Consider the following 18,012-nt stretch of genomic DNA (forward strand, 5'->3'; position numbering starts at 1 on the left):
GACGTCGGAGCGGGGGAACCGCCTCAGTCCGTGGGGGTCTCCGGGGTCAGGCCGCGCTCTGCCATGACTTCCTTGACGAGGGTCAGGGCGTTGAGCACGCGCGGGAACCCGATGTAGGGGATGCAGTGGATCAGGGCACCAACGATCTTCTCTTTTGTCAGGCCCACGTTGAAGCCGGTGTTGATGTGCAGCTTCAACTGGGGCTCGGTGCCCAGGGCGACCAGCGTGGAGATGGTCACCATCGTCTGCTCCTGCTGGGTCAGGCCGGTCCGGGAGTAGATGTCTCCGAAGGCGAAGGAGACGATGTAGTCAGACAGGTCCTCGTCCAAGCTCTTGTAAGACTCCACGAGCTTGACGTGGTCGAAGGTGTTGGTGTGCTCGGAGGAGACGAGCTCCATCATGCGGTCGAGTCCGCGCTGGTATCGATCTGTGGCCATGTCGGCGCTCCTAAATTGCGTAGGGTGGTTGTGGGCGTGTCGGGTGCCGGCCTGCTTCAACCAATTTAGCAACGCTACGTTGCGTAGCGTTAGTATTAACTTTAGCGCTTCAGGCGCACAACTGGAAGGGGCGTGGATGTGGCTAGTCCCACAGGGGCGGGCGAAGACGGAATCGTCGAGGCCGCCCGACCCGCAGACACGGGTCGGCGCGCACGGACGGAGAAGTTGATTCTTGACGCCACGCGGGAGATGCTCGCGGAGGTCGGAGTCAACGGCCTGACTGTCGAGGGCGTGGCGAACCGTTCCGGCGTGGCCAAGACGACCATCTACCGCCGGTATCGGTCAAAAACTGACCTCGCCCTGGCCGTCCTGCTTGACTCGGTCGAATACCTGGGGACCACGCCGGATGTTGGGGATACCTACGCCGAACTGGCGGAAGTAGTTGACCGCACCATCGAGCTTCTTAGCTCCACCCTGATAGGCCGCATCATGCAGGGCCTCGTATCGGAGATCGCTGCGGACCCTGAGCTCGCCCTTGCTTACCGGGAGCGGGTGGTGAACCGCCGGGTGGCGGATGTGCGCCGTCTGGTGGAGCGGGGCATCTCCCGGGGAGACCTGAGGCCGGACGTCGACGCCGAGATGCTCACCGATCTCCTGCTGGGGCCGATCTACTATCGATTCTTCCTGAGTGGTTCACCGCTGGATGAAAGCTTTGGGGTCCGGCTCGTCAGCACGCTGTTTTCGCGCGGCCCCGCCCAGGGTGCATAGCTGAGATTCGCCGATGGTGCGGGGGCGAGGCCGACGTCGACGGTGTCCTCCCTTCGAAAGGGGCCCACCACTCAGATCACCTGACACGCTCCCCCGCCGTCTCCCTCTCACATGGGCGCAGCCATGTGGAGCCCGGGCAGCAGCTCAGGGTGCGCCGGGACGAAGAACGCGAAGACGATCAGCGAGACTCCAGTGATCCGGCTGAAGGCGGGTCCGTATTTCCACGTCTTCTCCAGGAAGATGACCACCGTGATCGCCGCCATCCATGCCAGGTTCATCACGCCGACAGCGATCAGCACGACCATCAGCCCCCAACAACATCCGACGCAGTACACGCCGTGGTACACGCCCACGCGGACATCCCGCAGGCGGCCCTTGTATCCGGATACGTGCAACAGGAATGCTATGGGCGACCGGCAGTGCCGGAGACAGAAATCCTTCAGCGGGGTCAGCTGGTACACGCCCGCCGCCACCAGCACTCCAGCCCCCACCCAAGGTGCTAGATCCGGCGCATCCTCAGCCAGCAGCGCAGACAACGCCGCGGCCGCGTAGGCAACGACTCCAAATCCGATCCATGTCAGAAGATAACCGCCGACCAAGGCAGTTGTCCGGATGGCCCTGACCCTGCTGCTGCGTACGGCACGGATGGACCTGAGGTACGCCGAAGTGAGAGGTGCCAGCGCCGGCAACATCATGGCTGCCATCATCAGCGCCCACACGCCCAGGAAACCCCAGAGCCTCAGTCCCATGGTTCCCGCGTCTGTGGACATGTCGGCGAGGCCTAAGAAAGTGAGGTACCACGCCAGTGCAGCGCACCCGATCAACGCCAACTCACCGGCATGGTGGCTAACTGTCAGGCCACTCCTGCCCGCCACCTAAGCGGACCAGGCGAAGGGAGCCGAGAAAGAGTTCTTCCCGGCATTATCCCAAGTCATCCCGAACACGTCGACGCGGGCGGTGCTGGATGTGCCGGCTGCCAGAGTGTCGGCCGGGAATCCGATCCCGCTGACTTTCACTCCTCGTCCTGTGGGATCCAGGGGAGACACGAAGTCCTCGACCGCCATGTCGACGGCGCTGCCAATACGGACCTGGTGGATACGCCCGTCGTCGGCGTAGGCCATTTCCAGGGACTCCATTCCCGCCATTTCACCGATCAAAGGGGCGAGGCCCTCCATGGGTCCGCCGAGCTGACCACCGAAGACTCCACCGAGCGCTTCGGCCTGCTCAGCTGAGGCAGCGGCATCCATCAGAACTCCGACTTTCCAGCCCCCGTCACTCATCACGGCCGGAGTATCGGCTACTACGCAGACTGTCAGACCGCCGACGTCGACACCGTTTACTTCGCCAGTTTCCACGTGGAATGCCAAAGCCACGTTGCAGCGTTCGTTATCCGCCGGTGCGGTCAGCCCTGAAGTCGAACACGGGCAGACCATGTCGCAATTGCAATTCTCAAAATATGTACCCTCGACATGCCACGGCATTTGGGGCTCCTTTCGAAGTGGCACCCCCAAAAGAAAGTCTCCTCGCGGCCCTGAGCAGTGTCAACGCTGGGCGGCGGCCTATGCAAAAGGCCATTCTGGGCCGCCCTGCGCTTCGAACGGAGGGGTGCGACGAGCCACAAGATACCGGGGCATCGCTCCCCCGGAAACCGGCACCGACTGACCCGGGTTTCGACCCTCTCGGTCAGTTCCAACGATGCGCCACCGCGGCTAACTGGCCGGCGTCACGACGTCCTCCAGCACTGACCTGTCGAAGAAACGGAGCTCGCCCGTCGCCTGGAAAAACACTGGAACTACTGAAGTGTTCGCGTCCTTCGAGGTCTCGTAGATCTCGGGCGCGCTCCCGTGCTTTCGCGCAATGGTTCCAATCAAGTCGGTGCCGCGAACCCGGACGGTTCGATATTTATAGCTCATTTGGACCCCCTCGTCTGCCAAGGCAAACCCTACTCCTGAGAATGCATAAACTGGGCAGGTGGTAATCCTTACCGACGCATCCACCGCCACCGCCTTCCAACGCCTGCGCGAGGACCTGTTGCAGGGGATGCATGGCGCCACCTCCCGCACCGAAGCCATCGCGATGGCCCACAGCGACGGCCTGCGTTAGGCCCGGGACCGGGAGGCATCCACGATATTGGCAATCGAGATTCGTCCGGCGACGCAGTTCGAGGACGTACGAACAGTGGTTGGACCCAAGCGGCCCGATGCGACCGTGTGCTGGTGCCTGAGCTACCGCATCCCTTCCAAGCAGAACGTGCAGTTGCATGGCACGGAGCGCGGCGCGCTCATGAAGCAACTCGTGGGACAGGATCCGCCGCCCGGGGTACTCGCGTACGACGGCGACGACGTGGTGGGCTGGGCCGGCGTCCATCCACGCTCCGACACCAACTTTGCCCGCAACCGCAAAATTCCCCACGTGGACGACCTCGACGTGTGGTCGGTGTGGTGCATCCGGGTGCGGCCCGGGCACCGCGGCGAGGGAATCGCCCATCAGCTGCTACACGGTGCGGTCGACTTTGCCCGCAGCCACGGTGCGCCTGCCATCGAGGGCTACCCCGTCGACAACCAGGGCAGCCACGTCGACCTGACCATGGCCTACGTTGGCACCCGGAAGCTCTTCGAACGGGCCGGGTTCACGAAGGCTGCCGACACCGACTCCGTGATTAATGGGTTTCCCCGCGTGCTCATGCGCCTGGAACTGCCTTGATTGCAGGACGCGTCAATCCACTTAACGCAATGTCGGCCCCGTCACACCTCACGGCATAGGATCGAAACTGTGGAACTAACCGAGAGGACGCTACAGGCGGCCTTGTGGCGGGTAAGCAAGCCGCAGAAACTACTTGAGAGTATGGATCATGGCTTCGAAAAATGACCCCGAATCCGACATCGATGGGGAGTCAGGCCAGCACGGCGGCGTCCAGTCGGTGGACCGGGCCCTTATGGTCCTGGAAATCCTGGCGCGGGACGGCCATGCGGGCGTGAGCGAAATCGCCGACGAGATGGGCATCCACAAGTCCACAGTCTCCCGGCTGCTGGGTTCGCTGGTGAGCAGGGAAATGGTCCACCAGAACACTGAGCGCGGAAAGTACCAGCTGGGCTTCGGCATCCTGAGGCTGGCAAGCTCGATTCCCGGGCGGCTCAGCCTGGTCCGCGAGGCGCGTCCCATACTGGAAAGCCTGGCTGAGGAATTCAAGGAGACCGTGAACCTCGCCGTCTTGCGCTCCAACTACGCCGTCAACGTGGACCAGGCCATGGGCCCGTCAACACTAGCCACCTACGACTGGGTGGGCAGCCTGACGCCGCTCCACGCGACCTCCAGCGGAAAGGTCCTGCTGGCAGCACTGTCCGCGGACGAGCGGGACCGCGTCCTGAAGGAGACCGGGCTTCCGGCCCGGACGCCGCGGACCATCACCAACAGGAACAAGCTCGAAACCCAGCTCCTGGACGTGGCCCGAGACGGCTACGGAGTGGTCCGGGAGGAGTTCGAAATCGGGCTCAACTCGATGTCTGTGCCGGTGTACAACCATGTGGGGGCCGTGATCGGCGCAGTCAGCATTTCCGGGCCGGCCTTCCGTTTTGATCCGGAGACGGCGCCGGGACTCCTCGAAGCGCTGAAACAGGCGGGGCTGCAGATCAGCGCGAAGATGGGCTACACCGGGCATCGGTGATCGAGCCCCAAGCCGGGTTGCGGTCCTTCGCGTAGGAGCGCATCGCGGTCGAACGCGCCACGAAGGTCGCCCAGCGACCTTCGTGACGCCTTTCGGCCGAAGCGGCGTCCCGAGGGCCCCGACGCGAGCTTGCCAGTGTCGGGGAGGGACTTCCGCGCTAAGCGACGGCGAAGCGCCGCAACCCGGTGAAGCTTCAGGAACGGGGCACGATGTCCCCCACCTTCTCCTGCACCCAGTCATGGAAGGCGCCGATGTGGTGCTCGCTCGGGACCAGCACCCCGCCCTTGGCGTAGACTTTCKAGCCCATGGCCGGCTGGCACCGCTCGCAGGCGTCGAAATCCTGCTGGTTGACGCGGTGGAACAGCTCCACAGAAGCGCTGACGTCCTTGCCGCTCTCCACAACGCTGGGCACGTACAGCCAGTCGCACTCCACGATCGTGTGGTCCGCGGCCATGGGGAACATGCGGTGGATGATCACGTGGTCCGGGACCAGGTTCACGAACACTGTGGGCTTGATGGTGATGGCGTAGTACCGGCGGTCCTGGTCCTCGCTCACCCCGGGAATCAGGTCCAGCCCTTCCGAACCGTCCACCGTGAAGCCCTTGACATCCTCGCCGAATTCGGCCCCGTGGCCCACGAAGTACTGCGCAGCCAGGCCGTCAGCGAATTCCGGCAGGACCTCCGTCAGCTCCGGGTGGATAGTGGCGCAGTGGTAGCACTCCATGAAGTTCTCGATGATGAGCTTCCAGTTCGCCTTCACGTCATAGCGGATGCGGCGGCCCAGGCTGAGGTTGGCCACGTCGTAGCCTTCGATCGCCTTGAGGTCACCGAGCCGTTCCTCGATGGCACCCATAACCTCTTCTTCGAATGACGGCGGCTCATCGGCCAGGCACACCCATACGTAACCCAGGTATTCACGGATATGGACCTTCACCAGGCCGTACTCGTCCCGGTCGATGTCCGGCATCTTGGTCAGGTTGGGGGCCGCGATGAGCTTGCCCTCGAAGTCATAGGTCCAGGCGTGGTATGGGCACTGGAACGAGCGTGCGGCTTCGCCTTGCTCTTCCATGCACAGCTTGACGCCCCGGTGCCGGCAGATGTTGTAGAAGGCACGGATTCCGCCCTTGCGGGTGCGGCTGATCAGCACGCTCTCCCGCCCGATCTGGACTGTCCGCCAGGCGCCTGCCTTGTCCAGGTCGGCGGACCGCACGGCGCAGAACCACATCTGCTCAAAGATCCGCTCCTGCTCGGCCCGGAACACGGCCTCATCCACGTAGGTGTAACCGGGCAGCGTGGGAATCAGACTCGGGGCACTTACCTCAACAGACAATATGTCCTCCTAACGAACAAAAGATCAACGAAACAACGCAGCGGAAATTGTAGGGACAGGTCTCAGGAACACGGTATTCAGGACACGACGGCGGCCCCCACCAGCGCGGAGGCGTCCGCACAGGCAGCTTGCCCGCTGGGCGGGCCGAGCGGCCGGACGGGTGCAGCGAGCAGGCGCCGCCACTTGGTGAACAGCCGCGGCTGGTTCATCCCGAGGACCGCCACCGGGACATCACCGCGGTAATACACGGCAAGACAGCTGTGCGTCAGGACGTCGCCGACTTCGACCTCCAGACGGTCGTAGCCGGCGCAGTGGCCTGCGAACTGCAGCTTGACGCCATACTGGTCGGACCAGAAATAGTGTGGCTTGGCCGGCTTCGGCGCGGCGTCAGCGTCCAGCAGCGCCTCAACGGCCAGGGCCGCACGTTCCAGGGCGCCGGTCCAGTGCTCCACCCGGCGGTGAGTGCCCGCTACTTGGTCGAACCAGGCGGCGCAGTCCCCTACGGCCACGATTCCCGGAATATTGGTGCGGCCCATTGAGTCACACAGAACGCCGCCGTCGAGCGCAATTCCCGAACCGTCCAGCCAGCTGGTGTTCGGTTCGGCGCCGATGCCCACCACGACGACGTCGGCGGCCACATAGCGTCCGCCGGCCAGCCGGAGTCCGGTGACGTTGCTTTCGCCGCTATGGAAGTCCTCTATAACGGCGGAGGAAATGAGTTCCACGCCGTTGGCGGCGTGCAGCCCGGCCACGGCGCCGCCCATCTCTGTGCCGAGTTGGGCCGCGAACGGAACCGGCTTGGTGTCGATCATGGTGACTTCCATGCCACGCGATGCGGCGGCCGATGCAACTTCCGCGCCGATGAAGCCGGCGCCGATCACGGCCATCCTGCTGCCGGGCACGAGCTCCGGGGCGAGGCTCTGCGCGTCCGCGAGCGTGCGCAGCGTGAACACATTGCTCAGTCCGGCCAGGGTGGGCAGCTGCCTGGCCCTCGCGCCGGTGGCAATGACGATGCCGTCGGCCTCAACGGTGCGGCCGTCCTTAAGGACGATGGTCCGAGAGGAGGAATCCAGGGACACGGCCTCGGCACCGAGCAGCCATTCAGCCTGAAGCTCGTCGGCGTCGGATTCCAGGAAGAGGTCCGCGGCAGTGATGGCACCGAGTAGGAAGTCCTTGGACAGCGGCGGCCGGTCATACGGACGGTGCGGCTCATCGCCGATGATGACCAGCCGTCCGGTGAAGCCTTGGGCGCGGGCTGCCCGTGCGGCCGAAAGGCCTGCCAGGGAGGCTCCCACAATCGCAAGCGTCTGCACTTCGACGCCTCCTTTCAATTGCTTCTTACGCAACAAGAATCGCTATATGCAACAGAGTGATCTATGCCACGGGCACTGTCAAGGGTCTTCCTGCCGAGAAGACAAGGGTCCGCAATAGAGAGGAAAAGTCTTGACAACCCCTGTGACCTACCGCACTCTGTTGCTTATTGCGATCGCTGTTGATCCCTGCGGAACAACGCTCCGGCGGTTGCCCAGGATCCCCCTACCGGAAAAGAGGTCCATCCATGCACAAGGCATGCCCGCTCAGCGAACTGGCACCCGGGGAAGCGCTCCGCCTAAACACGTCGCCGCCCATCGCGGTGTTCCACACGGAAGACGGCGAACTTTTTGCCCTTGATGACACGTGCACCCACCAGGACGCCTCCCTGGCCGACGGCTGGGTGGAGGACTGCTGGGTCGAATGCCCGCTGCACGCCTCCAGGTTCAATTTGCGCACAGGCGGGGTGGACGCCCCGCCCGCCAAACTGCCCGTCCGCCGGCACGAAGTCAGCGTGATCGACGGCGACATCATGATCACCGAATCCGACGAGGTTCCCAACCTCCCTCCTGGCCTGACCGTGGACCGCCACGTCTAGCACCAGCCCATGAATCCGAACAAAGGACTTCCTCATGGCATTGAACAGTGACATCGGCATAGACAGCGACATCGACGCGGACACCGGCACCAACGCCCCCGCCCTCCTCCCTCCCGCAACCCTGGACACGGAGGACTGTGAGCAGCTCCTGCAGGAGCTGCGTCATACCAAGACCGAGCGGGCGGTGACGGAACGCCGGAACCGCAAGCTCACCCTCGACAAGGTCACTTTCGGAATCACGGGAGCGTGCGCCGTCGCCTTCGTGCTGTGGGGCTTCCTCGGAAGGGACAGCCTCTCTGCCACATCGCAAGGCGTTCTTGACTGGGTCATGGAGTACACAGGCTGGCTCTTCATGGTCCTGGCCTCGCTCTTCGTGGTCTTTGTCCTGTGGCTGGCCCTCGGCAAGTTCGGCAACATTCCGCTGGGCAAAGACGGCGAAAAACCCGAATTCCGCACCATCTCCTGGGTAGCCATGATGTTTGCCGCCGGCATGGGCATCGGGCTCATGTTCTACGGCGTGGCCGAACCCCTCTACCACTACGTTTCGCCGCCGCCCGGAACCGTGGATGGACGGACCCCCGCAGCCATCCAGACCGCCATGGCCACCTCCATCTTCCACTGGACCCTGCACCCGTGGGCCATGTACGCCGTGGTGGGCATCGCCATGGCCTACGGCACCTACCGCCTGGGCCGCAAGCAGCTCATCTCCGCGGCCTTCACCTCGCTCTTTGGTATCAGGATGGTTGAAGGCCCTGTCGGCAAGTTCATCAACATCCTGGCCATCTTCGCCACGCTGTTCGGCACCGCTGCCTCGTTGGGCCTTGGCGCTCTCCAGATCGGCAGCGGCCTGACGTCCAACGGCTGGGTCGGGGAAATCGGTACCCCTGTGCTCGTGGTGATCGTCGCCATCCTGACGTCCTGCTTCGTGGCCTCTGCGGTATCCGGCATCAGCCGCGGCATCCAGTGGCTGTCCAACATCAACATGGTCCTGGCCGTCGTCCTGGCCCTCATCGTCTTTGTTGCCGGCCCCACCCTCTTCATCCTGAACCTGATCCCCGCCGCGGTGGGAGACTACGCCAGGGACCTGGCGGAAATGTCCTCCCGGACCGAGGCTGTGGGAGACGAGGCACTGCGGAGCTGGATGTCCAGCTGGACCATCTTCTACTGGGCCTGGTGGCTGTCATGGACACCGTTCGTTGGCATGTTCATCGCCCGCATCAGCCGGGGCCGCACCATCCGGCAATTTGTCACCGGAGTACTGCTGGTTCCCAGCATTGTCAGCGTGATCTGGTTCGGCATCTTCGGYGGCACTGCCTTTGGCATCCAGCAGCAAGCCGACAAGACGGAGAACCCCGCCGACGGCCTCGTCAAAATGGTCGACGGCGCACCCTCCATATCCTTCGACGGCGCCCTCTTTGACTTGATCAAGAACCTGAACATGCCCGACTGGGCCACCGCTGCAGTCATCGTCCTGGCCATGGTCCTGGTGGCGATCTTCTTCATCACCGGAGCGGACTCAGCCTCCATCATCATGGCTTCCCTGAGCTCCAACGGATCCAGCGAACCCCGCCGCGGGCTGGTGATCTTCTGGGGCCTGCTGACCGGTGGGGTGGCCGCCGTGATGCTCCTTGCCGGCGGAGATGAACCGTCCGAAGCGTTGTCCAGCCTGCAGCGCATCACGATCGTAGCCGCCCTGCCCTTCGTGGTGGTGATGCTGCTGCTATGCATCGCCCTGGCCCGTGACCTGCGCCGCGATCCGCTGGCCTTGCGACAGCGGCTCGCCACAACCGTCGTCGAACGCGCCATCCGTACCGGCGTGGAACAGCACGGAGGCGTGCAGTTCGATCTGGTGACCAAGCATGAATGCGACGGGCGGTGTGCCGAGGACACGCGCTGCCCCGGCGAGGCCAAAGTCAACGATGCCCAAGTCAACGAGGCCAAAGTCAACGAGGCCCAGAGCAGCGAATCCGCCGGCGCCACCAACTAGTCGACACCAACTAGGAGTCAATCGTGACCACAATTCTTGAAAGCCGCCAAGCCGGCGCAATTCCCCCCGTGACGGCCGAGGCCGCTGCCGCCCGCTCAGCACGCGGGACCCGCACGGCCGATTTCGTCCTCACCCTGGCCTGCCCGGAGAGACCCGGCATCGTCCGGGCAGTCACCGGTTTCCTGGCCGACCGCGGCTTCGACATCGTGGAGCATCAGCAGTTCGATGACCACGTCAGCGGGAACCTCTTCCTGCGCACGGCCTTCACTGGAGGGGGTTCCGGCAACGGTGATCGGGTCCGTCGTGAGCCCGGTTTCGACGGTCTCGACTACAAGCCCGACAACAAGGACGTGGAACTCCTCACGGCCGATTTCGGGGCGACGGCCGGCGAGTTTGGCATGGATTTCAGTTTCCACGACGGCCGGCCCAAGCGGCTGCTGGTCATGGTCTCCAAGTTCGGCCACTGCCTGAACGACCTGATCTTCCGCTGGCGGGCGGGCAGCCTGGGTGCGGAGATCGCCGTCGTGGTTTCCAACCACGAGGACCTGCGGTCAATGGCCGAAAACGCGGGGCTGCCCTTCATCCACGTTCCGGTGACGCCCGGAACCAAACCGGAAGCCGAGGCGCGGCTGCTGGAACTCGTCGCCGAGTACGGCGCCGACCTGGTGGTCCTGGCACGTTACATGCAGGTGCTGTCGAACGATCTGTGCACTAGCCTGCGCGGCCGGGCCATCAACATCCACCATTCTTTCCTGCCCGGATTCAAGGGCGCCAAGCCGTACCACCAGGCCTATGACCGCGGTGTGAAGCTGGTCGGGGCCACTGCGCACTACGTGACGCCGGACCTCGATGAAGGCCCGATCATCGAGCAGGAGGTCTTCCGCGTGGACCACAGCCTGGACCCCGATGCCTTGGTGACGGTGGGCCGGGACGCTGAATCACAGGCTCTGTCCCGGGCGGTCAAGTGGCATTGCCAGCACCGTGTCCTGCTCAACAACACCCGCACCGTCGTATTCCGCTAACGCGAACCAGGAGAAACACTATGAGCGCATCACCACGCGTCGTCATCATCGGCGCCGGCATCGTCGGCACCAACCTTGCGGATGAACTCGCCAGCCGAGGCTGGAACAACATCACGGTGGTCGAACAGGGGCCGCTGGAACTGGCCGGCGGTTCCACCTCGCACGCCCCGGGCCTGGTCTTCCAGACCAACCCCTCCAAGACCATGACGGAGTTCGCCAGCTACACGGTGGACAAGCTCCTCAGCGCCGGCGGAGAGTCCTGCTTCAACCAGCTGGGCGGGCTCGAGCTGGCCACCACCGAGGCGCGGCTGCAGGACCTCAAGCGCAAGTTGGGGTACGCCACTTCCTGGGGCATCGAAGGCCGGATCATCGACCCCGACGAGTGCGAGAAGCACTACCCGCTGTTGAACACCGGCAGCTTTTCCGGCGGCAACAAGGTCCTCGGCGGCCTCTACGTCCCCACGGACGGCCTGGCCTCCGCGGCCCGCGCCGTCCAGCTGCTGATCAGCCGCACCCGCGAAGCCGGCGTGACGTACCTCGGCTCCACCACCGTGACGGGCATCGAACAGACCGCAGGCAAGGTCACGGGCGTCGAAACGGCCGACGGCGTCATCCCGGCGGACATCGTCGTGTCCTGCGCCGGATTCTGGGGCCGCGAACTCGGCAAGATGGTGGGCCTGAAGGTGCCGCTGCTGCCGCTGGCGCACCAGTATGTGAAGACCACGTCACTTCCGGAGCTGGAGGGCCGGAACGAACTGCCCAACGGCGCCCGCCTGCCCATCCTGCGCTACCAGGACAAGGACCTGTACTACCGCGAGCACGGCGACCGGATCGGCATCGGCAGCTACGCGCACCGCCCCATGCCCGTGGACATGGAACAGCTGCCCCGCGTCGGCGCGGAGGAGATGTCCGATCACCGCATGCCCTCCCGCCTGGACTTCACCATGGAGGACTTCCTGCCGGCGTGGGAGGACAGCAAGGACCTCCTTCCCGCCCTCCGCGGGGCGCAGATCGACGACGGCTTCAACGGCATCTTCTCCTTCACTCCCGACGGCGGGCCACTCATGGGCGAGTCCCCCGACGTCGAGGGTTTCTTCGTGGCAGAGGCCGTCTGGGTCACGCATTCGGCCGGTGTCGCCAGGGCAATGGCCGAGTTGCTCATCGAGGGACAGTCCCGCACCGACCTGCACGGCTGCGAGCTCACGCGCTTCGAAAAGGTCCAGACCAGCGACCAGTACGTAAGCGAAACGTCCCAGCAAAACTTCGTGGAGATCTACGACATCCTGCATCCGCTGCAGCCCAAGGAATCCCCCCGTGACCTGCGCGTCAGCCCTTTCAACGTCCGGCAGAAGGAGCTGGGAGCGTTCTTCCTGGAGTCCGCCGGTTGGGAACGCCCGCACTGGTTCGAGGCCAACCGCGGCCTGCTCGATGAGCTGCCGCCGCAATGGCAGGCACCGGAGCGGGACGAGTGGTCCGCCATGTTCCACTCCCCCATCTCGGCGGCCGAAGCGTGGAAGACACGCACCGCCGTCGGGCTCTATGACATGACGCCGCTGAAGCGGCTCGAGGTCACCGGCCCCGGGGCCATGGGCCTGCTGCAGCGGCTCAGCACGGGCAACATCGCCAAAAAGCCGGGTGCCGTGACTTACTGCCTCCTGCTGGCGGACGACGGCGGCATCCGCAGCGACGTGACCGTTGCCCGCCTCGCGGAGGAAAAATTCCAGCTGGGCGCGAACAGCAATGTGGACTTCGACTACCTGCGCGTCGAAGCCAGGAAGCAATCGTCAGCGGATCCGGCCCGGTGGGTGCACGTATCCGACATCACGGGCAGCACGTGCTGCATCGGGCTGTGGGGTCCGCTGGCCCGTGAGGTGATCGGCAAGGTCAGCGGGGACGACCTCAGCAACGACGGCCTGAAATACTTCCGGACCAAGGAGATTTCGGTGGGCGGCCTCCCGGTCACGGCCATGCGGCTCTCCTATGTCGGCGAGCTCGGCTGGGAGCTCTACACCACGGCGGACTACGGGCTGAAGCTCTGGGATCTCCTCTTCGAGGCCGGAAAGGAGCACGGCATCATCGCGGCCGGGCGCGGCGCGTTCAACAGCATGCGGCTCGAGAAAGGCTACCGGCTGTGGGGCACGGACATGACCTCCCAGCACCACCCTCACGAGGCCGGCCTGGGCTTCTCTATCGCCAAGGACAAGGAAGGCTTCGTGGGATGCGAGGCGTTGGCCGCCCGCAAGGAACAGCCGGCCACCAGGGCGCTTCGGTGCCTGACCGTGGACGACGGCACGTCGGTGGTGCTGGGCAAGGAACCGGTGTACGTCAACGGTGAAGCCGCCGGATACGTCACGAGCGCGGCGTACGGCTACTCGGTGCGCAAGCCGATCGCCTACGCCTGGCTGCCTGCCGCCGTGGGGATCGGTGATTCCGTGGAAGTTGAGTACTTCGGCAAGCGCATCGCGGCGACCGTAACGGCCGAGCCGCTCTTCGATCCCGGCATGGAGCGGCTCCGCGGCTGACGCGAACTGGGGGTTGCCGGCTAGAAGACCGGCAACCCCCAGGCCGGCGGGCCGTTCGCGCGAACAGGCAATGGCCCCGCTTCCCGCCGCCAGATGGCACTTGACGGCAGTCCCGGCGTCGGACACTGCCGTCATCTGCCACCTGGAGCAAAAGAAGCGCAACAGAATGGCCCCGCCTCCCGGACTGGATTCCAACCGGGAAGCGGGGCCGCTCTGGTAGTGCCTAGCCCACCGTGGCCGCCCCGAGCACGCCGGCGGCCTCAGCTTCCGCAGGATGCGGCACGAACCGGACGAACATCGCCTTGAAGCCGGGGGTGTTGGATTCCCTGGCCACGTTCTCCTTGTGGACCAGGGCGTTGGCTTCCGGGAAATAGGCCGCGGCGCAGCCCTTGGCCGTCGGGTAGGCCACCAGCCGGAACTTGTCCGCCTGCCGGTCGTGTCCGCGGAACGTGCTCACCACGTCCACCAGGTCCCGGTCGCGGAACCCGAGTTCGGCCAGGTCCTCGGGATGGACCATGATCACCCGGCGTCCGTCCGAGATCCCGCGGTAGCGGTCATCCAGGCCGTAGAACGTGGTGTTGTACTGGTCGTGGCTGCGGATGGTCTGGAGGACCAGGTGGCCGTCCGGCGGGGTCAGGTACTCCAGCGGGCTGACCGTGAAGCGTCCGCGGCCGATGTCCGTCTTGAAGGACCGGGTGTCCCGCGGCGGGTTGGGCAGCACGAAGCCGTTCCTGGTCCGGATCCGGGCGTTGAAGTCCTGGAAGCCCGGGATGACGCGGGAGATGTGGTCCCGGACCACGTCGTAGTCCGCGGCCATGGCCTTCCAGTTGACCGGATGGTCCTCGCCGAAGGTGGCGTCGGCCATTCGGGCGATGATCACCGGCTCGGCGAGCAGGTGCTCGGATACCGGCTGGAGCCGGCCCTGCGTGGAGTGGACCACGGACATGGAGTCCTCCACGGACAGGAACTGGGCGCCGTTGGCGTGCTTGTCGTCCTTGTCCGTCCGGCCCAGGGTGGGCAGGATGAGCGATGTGCGCCCGTGCACCACGTGCGAACGGTTCGGCTTGGTGGACACGTGCACCGTCAACCCGATCCGCTGCATCCCGGCTTCCAAGGTCTCCGTGTCCGAACACGCGAGGGAGAAGTTGCCGCCCATGGACACAAAGACATCCACGTCGTTGCGTTCGAAGGCCTCCATGGCCTCCACGGCGTCGAATCCGTGGCCGCGCGGTGAGGTGATCCCGAATTCCTTGTCCAGGGCTTCGAGCAGCCATTCCTTGGGCTTCTCCCAGATGCCCATGGTCCTGTCGCCCTGGACGTTGGAGTGCCCGCGGACCGGGCAGGCGCCGGCCCCGGGTTTGCCGAAGTTGCCCTGCAGGAGCAGGACGTTGACCATTTCCTTGATGGTGTCCACCGAGTGCGGCTGCTGCGTGACGCCCAGGGCCCAGCAGAAGATTGTGGCCTTGGACCGGATGAGCATTCCGGCGACGTCCTCGATCTGGGCCCGGGCCAGGCCGGTGGCCTGCTCGGTCTCCGCCCAGTCCAGCTCCCGGCGGGCGGTGCGGTAGGCGTCGAAGCCGTCCGTCTKCGCCTCGATAAACGCGGCGTCCACCACGGTGCCGGGGTTCCGCTCTTCTTCGGCCAGCAGCAGGTGGCCCAGGGCCTGGAACAAGGCCAGGTCCCCGCCGACCTTGATCTGCAGGTACTCGTCGGCCAGAGGTGTGCCGTTTCCGAGCACCCCGGAGAAGGTCTGGGGGTCTTTGAAGTTGAACAGTCCGGCCTCGGGCAGCGGGTTCACCGCCACCACCTTCCCGCCGTTGTCCTTGCATTCCTTCAGCGCCGACAGCATTCGGGGGTGGTTGGTGCCGGGGTTTTGTCCGACGACGAAGATGAGCTCCGAGTCGTGGATATCGTCCAGCGACACGGTGCCCTTGCCGATGCCGATGGTGGGGTTCAGCGCGGAGCCGGAAGATTCGTGGCACATGTTGGAGCAGTCCGGCAGGTTGTTGGTGCCCAGGGCCCGCGCGAACAGCTGGTACATGAACGCGGTCTCATTGGCTGTGCGGCCCGAGGTGTAGAAGACGCAGCGGTCCGGCGTGCTGGCCCGGATGTGCTCGCCGATGAGGTCGAACGCGTCGGCCCAGGAGATCGGCGAGTAGTGCGTCTCCCCTTCGCGGATCACCACGGGCTCGCTGAGCCGGCCCTGGTTACCCAGCCAGTATTCGGTCTTCCCCGCCAGCTCGGCGATGGAATGCCGGGCCCAGAACTCCGCCCCGACGGTACGCAGGGTGTTTTCCTCGGCCACCGCCTTGGCGCCGTTCTCGCAGAACTCGGCTGTCTTGCGCTTCCTGTCCGATTCCGGCCACGCGCAGCCCGGGCAGTCGAACCCGCCGCGCTGGTTCAGCCGCAGCAGCGACTGGGCCGTCCGGGATACCCCGGCCTGGGCCACGGCGCGCTCCAGCGCCACCATCACCGCCTTGACGCCAGCGGCTTGCTTCTTCGGCGGGTGGACTTCGAGCTCGTCCTCGTTGATGTCCGCGACGGGAGCGGGCTGCCGGCCGAGCTTGGGAACGCCCTTCATTGGCTGACCTTGGCCAGCGTGTCCCGCTCCGCCCCGATGGTGGTGCTGTCCCCGTGGCCGGTGCGCACCACGGTCGTTGCAGGCAGCGTCAGCAGCCGTTCGCGGATGGAAGTGAGGATGGTCGGGTAGTCGCTGTAGGACCTGCCGGTGGCGCCCGGGCCGCCGTTGAACAGGGTGTCGCCGGCGAAGACCGTCCCTTCGTCCTCGAGGTGGAAGCACGTGGATCCCGGCGAGTGGCCGGGGGTGTGGATGGCGCGCAGGGTAGCCCCGCCCGCCTGGAACACGTCGCCGTCGGCGAGGTACCGGTCCGGGTTGACGCCGGGATAGACCTGTTCCCAGAGCACCAGGTCGTCGGGGTGCAGGTAGATCGGTGCCTTCACGGCCTCCGCCACAGCCCGGGCCGCGCCGATGTGGTCGTTGTGCGCGTGCGTGAGCAGGATGGCCAGGACCTTCCGGCCGCGGACCTGGCGGATGATCGGTTCCGCGTCGTGCGGGGAGTCGATGATCACGCATTCGTCGTCGTTTCCCACGATCCAGACGTTGTTGTCCACGTCCCAGGTGCCGCCGTCGAGCGAAAACGTGCCCGAGGTGACCAGGTTCTCGATGACGACGCTCATGCGGACGCCGCCCCGTCCGCGCCGGCAACGGCCGGGCCTATTTCAACCACGGAACGCAGCACCTTGCCCTCGTGCATTTTGCCAAAGGCCTCTTCTACCTGGTCGATGGTGATGCGCTCGGTGACGAAGGCGTCCAGGTCCAGATTGCCCAGTTTGTATTGCGCCACGAGCATTGGGAAGTCGCGGGACGGCAGGCAGTCGCCGTACCAGGAGGACTTCAGGGACCCGCCGCGGCCAAAGACATCCAGCAGCGGCAGCTCAAGCTTCATCTCCGGCGTCGGCACGCCCACCAGCACCACGCGACCGGCGAGGTCCCTGGCGTAGAACGCCTGCTTGTACGTTTCGGGGCGTCCCACCGCCTCGATCACGACGTCGGCACCGTTGCCGCCGGTCAGCGCCCGGATGGCTTCGATCGGGTCTTCCTTGCTGGAGTCCACACCGTGAGTGGCACCGAGGGACTTGGCCATGTCCACCTTGTTGGCGTCGATATCCACCGCGATGATCGTCGTGGCGCCGGCCAGCTTCGCGCCGGCGATCGCCGCGATGCCCACGCCGCCGCAGCCGATCACGGCGACGGATTCGCCCCGCTTGACCTCACCGGTGTTGATGGCGGCGCCGATGCCTGCCATCACACCGCAGCCGAGCAGCCCGACGGCGGCGGGATCGGCGTCGTCGTCAACTTTGGTGCACTGCCCGGCGGCGACGAGCGTCTTCTCGGCGAAGGCCCCGATGCCGAGCGCGGGCGAGAGTTCCGTGCCGTCCTCAAGGGTCATCTTCTGCGTTGCATTGTGGGTGTTGAAGCAGTATTGCGGCTGCCCCTTGGCGCAGGCGCGGCATTCGCCGCACACGGCGCGCCAGTTCAGGATCACGCGGTCCCCGGGGGCGACTTCGGTGACGTCTGGGCCGACGGCGCTGACCACGCCGGTGGCCTCATGGCCCAGCAGGATGGGGAAATCATCGGTGATTCCGCCCTGCTTATAGTGGAGGTCAGTGTGGCAGACGCCGCAGGTCAGAATGTCCACGAGCGCCTCACCGGGTCCGGGATCCGGCACGAGAATGTTCTCGACCGAAACAGGGGCATTCTTTTCCTTGGCGATGACCGCTCTTACTTTGTGAACCATAGTTCCTGTGTTCCTTTCCTGAGTCCCCGGGGGGACTCTTTGGCGACGGACACG

Annotated in this window: 17 protein-coding genes; 8 read left to right on the top strand and 9 right to left on the bottom strand. The window is 65.1% G+C overall.

Annotation, left to right across the window (positions count from 1 at the left end):
- Positions 1–23: 23 nt before the first annotated feature.
- Complete coding sequence (locus tag AC1D2F_RS15970) at positions 24–437, bottom strand: carboxymuconolactone decarboxylase family protein (protein ID WP_229993036.1); 414 nt, start codon at positions 435–437, stop codon at positions 24–26.
- 138 nt (positions 438–575) lie between these two features.
- Here AC1D2F_RS15970 and AC1D2F_RS15975 point away from each other — a divergent pair, with 138 nt between their 5' ends.
- A complete protein-coding gene (locus tag AC1D2F_RS15975; RefSeq protein ID WP_476967158.1) occupies positions 576–1,205 on the top strand; it encodes a TetR/AcrR family transcriptional regulator in 630 nt (209 codons plus the stop codon).
- Between the two features lie 107 nt (positions 1,206–1,312).
- On the opposite strand, the gene AC1D2F_RS15980 is transcribed toward AC1D2F_RS15975, so the two are convergent.
- The 3 genes from AC1D2F_RS15980 to AC1D2F_RS15990 all read right to left on the bottom strand — a co-directional run bounded on the left by AC1D2F_RS15980 (position 1,313) and on the right by AC1D2F_RS15990 (position 3,118).
- Entirely contained in the window at positions 1,313–1,975 is a 663-nt protein-coding gene (locus AC1D2F_RS15980; RefSeq protein ID WP_476967159.1) for a DUF2182 domain-containing protein, read from the bottom strand.
- 105 nt (positions 1,976–2,080) lie between these two features.
- Positions 2,081–2,686, bottom strand: a complete 606-nt coding sequence (locus AC1D2F_RS15985) for a DUF1326 domain-containing protein (RefSeq protein ID WP_229993039.1) — start codon at positions 2,684–2,686, stop codon at positions 2,081–2,083.
- Between the two features lie 228 nt (positions 2,687–2,914).
- Entirely contained in the window at positions 2,915–3,118 is a 204-nt protein-coding gene (locus AC1D2F_RS15990; RefSeq protein ID WP_229993040.1) for a hypothetical protein, read from the bottom strand.
- Between the two features lie 58 nt (positions 3,119–3,176).
- Here AC1D2F_RS15990 and AC1D2F_RS15995 point away from each other — a divergent pair, with 58 nt between their 5' ends.
- From AC1D2F_RS15995 to AC1D2F_RS16005, 3 genes are all read left to right on the top strand, one after another.
- A complete protein-coding gene (locus AC1D2F_RS15995; RefSeq protein ID WP_290369340.1) occupies positions 3,177–3,308 on the top strand; it encodes a hypothetical protein in 132 nt (43 codons plus the stop codon).
- A 27-nt stretch (positions 3,309–3,335) separates the two neighbouring features.
- Positions 3,336–3,908: a GNAT family N-acetyltransferase gene (locus tag AC1D2F_RS16000; protein ID WP_364743720.1), complete on the top strand. Its 573-nt coding sequence runs from the start codon at positions 3,336–3,338 to the stop codon at positions 3,906–3,908.
- Positions 3,909–4,056: 148 nt separating this feature from the next.
- Positions 4,057–4,869, top strand: coding sequence for an IclR family transcriptional regulator (locus tag AC1D2F_RS16005; RefSeq protein ID WP_229993042.1), 813 nt, complete (start codon positions 4,057–4,059; stop codon positions 4,867–4,869).
- Positions 4,870–5,062: 193 nt separating this feature from the next.
- Here AC1D2F_RS16005 and AC1D2F_RS16010 read toward each other — a convergent pair whose 3' ends face one another.
- Positions 5,063–6,199, bottom strand: a complete 1,137-nt coding sequence (locus AC1D2F_RS16010; protein WP_476967160.1) for an aromatic ring-hydroxylating oxygenase subunit alpha — start codon at positions 6,197–6,199, stop codon at positions 5,063–5,065.
- Between the two features lie 77 nt (positions 6,200–6,276).
- Positions 6,277–7,512 (bottom strand): NAD(P)/FAD-dependent oxidoreductase, encoded by a 1,236-nt coding sequence (locus tag AC1D2F_RS16015; RefSeq protein ID WP_476967161.1) that lies wholly within the window; start codon positions 7,510–7,512, stop codon positions 6,277–6,279.
- Between the two features lie 245 nt (positions 7,513–7,757).
- Here AC1D2F_RS16015 and AC1D2F_RS16020 point away from each other — a divergent pair, with 245 nt between their 5' ends.
- From AC1D2F_RS16020 to AC1D2F_RS16035, 4 genes are read left to right on the top strand one after another with little or no spacing between them, the layout of a single operon-like run.
- Positions 7,758–8,108 carry a bifunctional 3-phenylpropionate/cinnamic acid dioxygenase ferredoxin subunit gene (locus AC1D2F_RS16020; RefSeq protein WP_476967162.1) on the top strand — a complete coding sequence of 117 codons (351 nt, stop codon included), beginning with the start codon at positions 7,758–7,760 and terminating at the stop codon, positions 8,106–8,108.
- A 34-nt stretch (positions 8,109–8,142) separates the two neighbouring features.
- Positions 8,143–10,095 carry a BCCT family transporter gene (locus tag AC1D2F_RS16025; protein ID WP_476967163.1) on the top strand — a complete coding sequence of 651 codons (1,953 nt, stop codon included), beginning with the start codon at positions 8,143–8,145 and terminating at the stop codon, positions 10,093–10,095.
- Positions 10,096–10,118: 23 nt separating this feature from the next.
- Positions 10,119–11,117: a formyltetrahydrofolate deformylase gene (gene purU / locus AC1D2F_RS16030; protein WP_476967164.1), complete on the top strand. Its 999-nt coding sequence runs from the start codon at positions 10,119–10,121 to the stop codon at positions 11,115–11,117.
- A gap of 20 nt (positions 11,118–11,137) precedes the next feature.
- The gene (locus AC1D2F_RS16035) at positions 11,138–13,639 is read left to right on the top strand and encodes a GcvT family protein (protein WP_476967165.1); all 2,502 of its coding nucleotides are present in this window, start codon (positions 11,138–11,140) and stop codon (positions 13,637–13,639) included.
- 223 nt (positions 13,640–13,862) lie between these two features.
- On the opposite strand, the gene AC1D2F_RS16040 is transcribed toward AC1D2F_RS16035, so the two are convergent.
- The 3 genes from AC1D2F_RS16040 to AC1D2F_RS16050 are packed head-to-tail and all read right to left on the bottom strand — an operon-like array spanning position 13,863 to position 17,958.
- Positions 13,863–16,220 (bottom strand): FdhF/YdeP family oxidoreductase, encoded by a 2,358-nt coding sequence (locus AC1D2F_RS16040; protein WP_476967166.1) that lies wholly within the window; start codon positions 16,218–16,220, stop codon positions 13,863–13,865.
- The gene (locus AC1D2F_RS16045) at positions 16,217–16,837 is read right to left on the bottom strand and encodes an MBL fold metallo-hydrolase (RefSeq protein WP_476967167.1); all 621 of its coding nucleotides are present in this window, start codon (positions 16,835–16,837) and stop codon (positions 16,217–16,219) included. Before AC1D2F_RS16045 ends, AC1D2F_RS16040 begins: the two co-directional genes overlap by 4 nt.
- Positions 16,834–17,958, bottom strand: a complete 1,125-nt coding sequence (locus tag AC1D2F_RS16050; RefSeq protein ID WP_476967168.1) for an S-(hydroxymethyl)mycothiol dehydrogenase — start codon at positions 17,956–17,958, stop codon at positions 16,834–16,836. The genes AC1D2F_RS16045 and AC1D2F_RS16050 overlap by 4 nt, the downstream gene beginning before the upstream one ends.
- Positions 17,959–18,012 lie beyond the last annotated feature (54 nt).

The organism is Arthrobacter sp. P1_B3 (assembly GCF_056406615.1).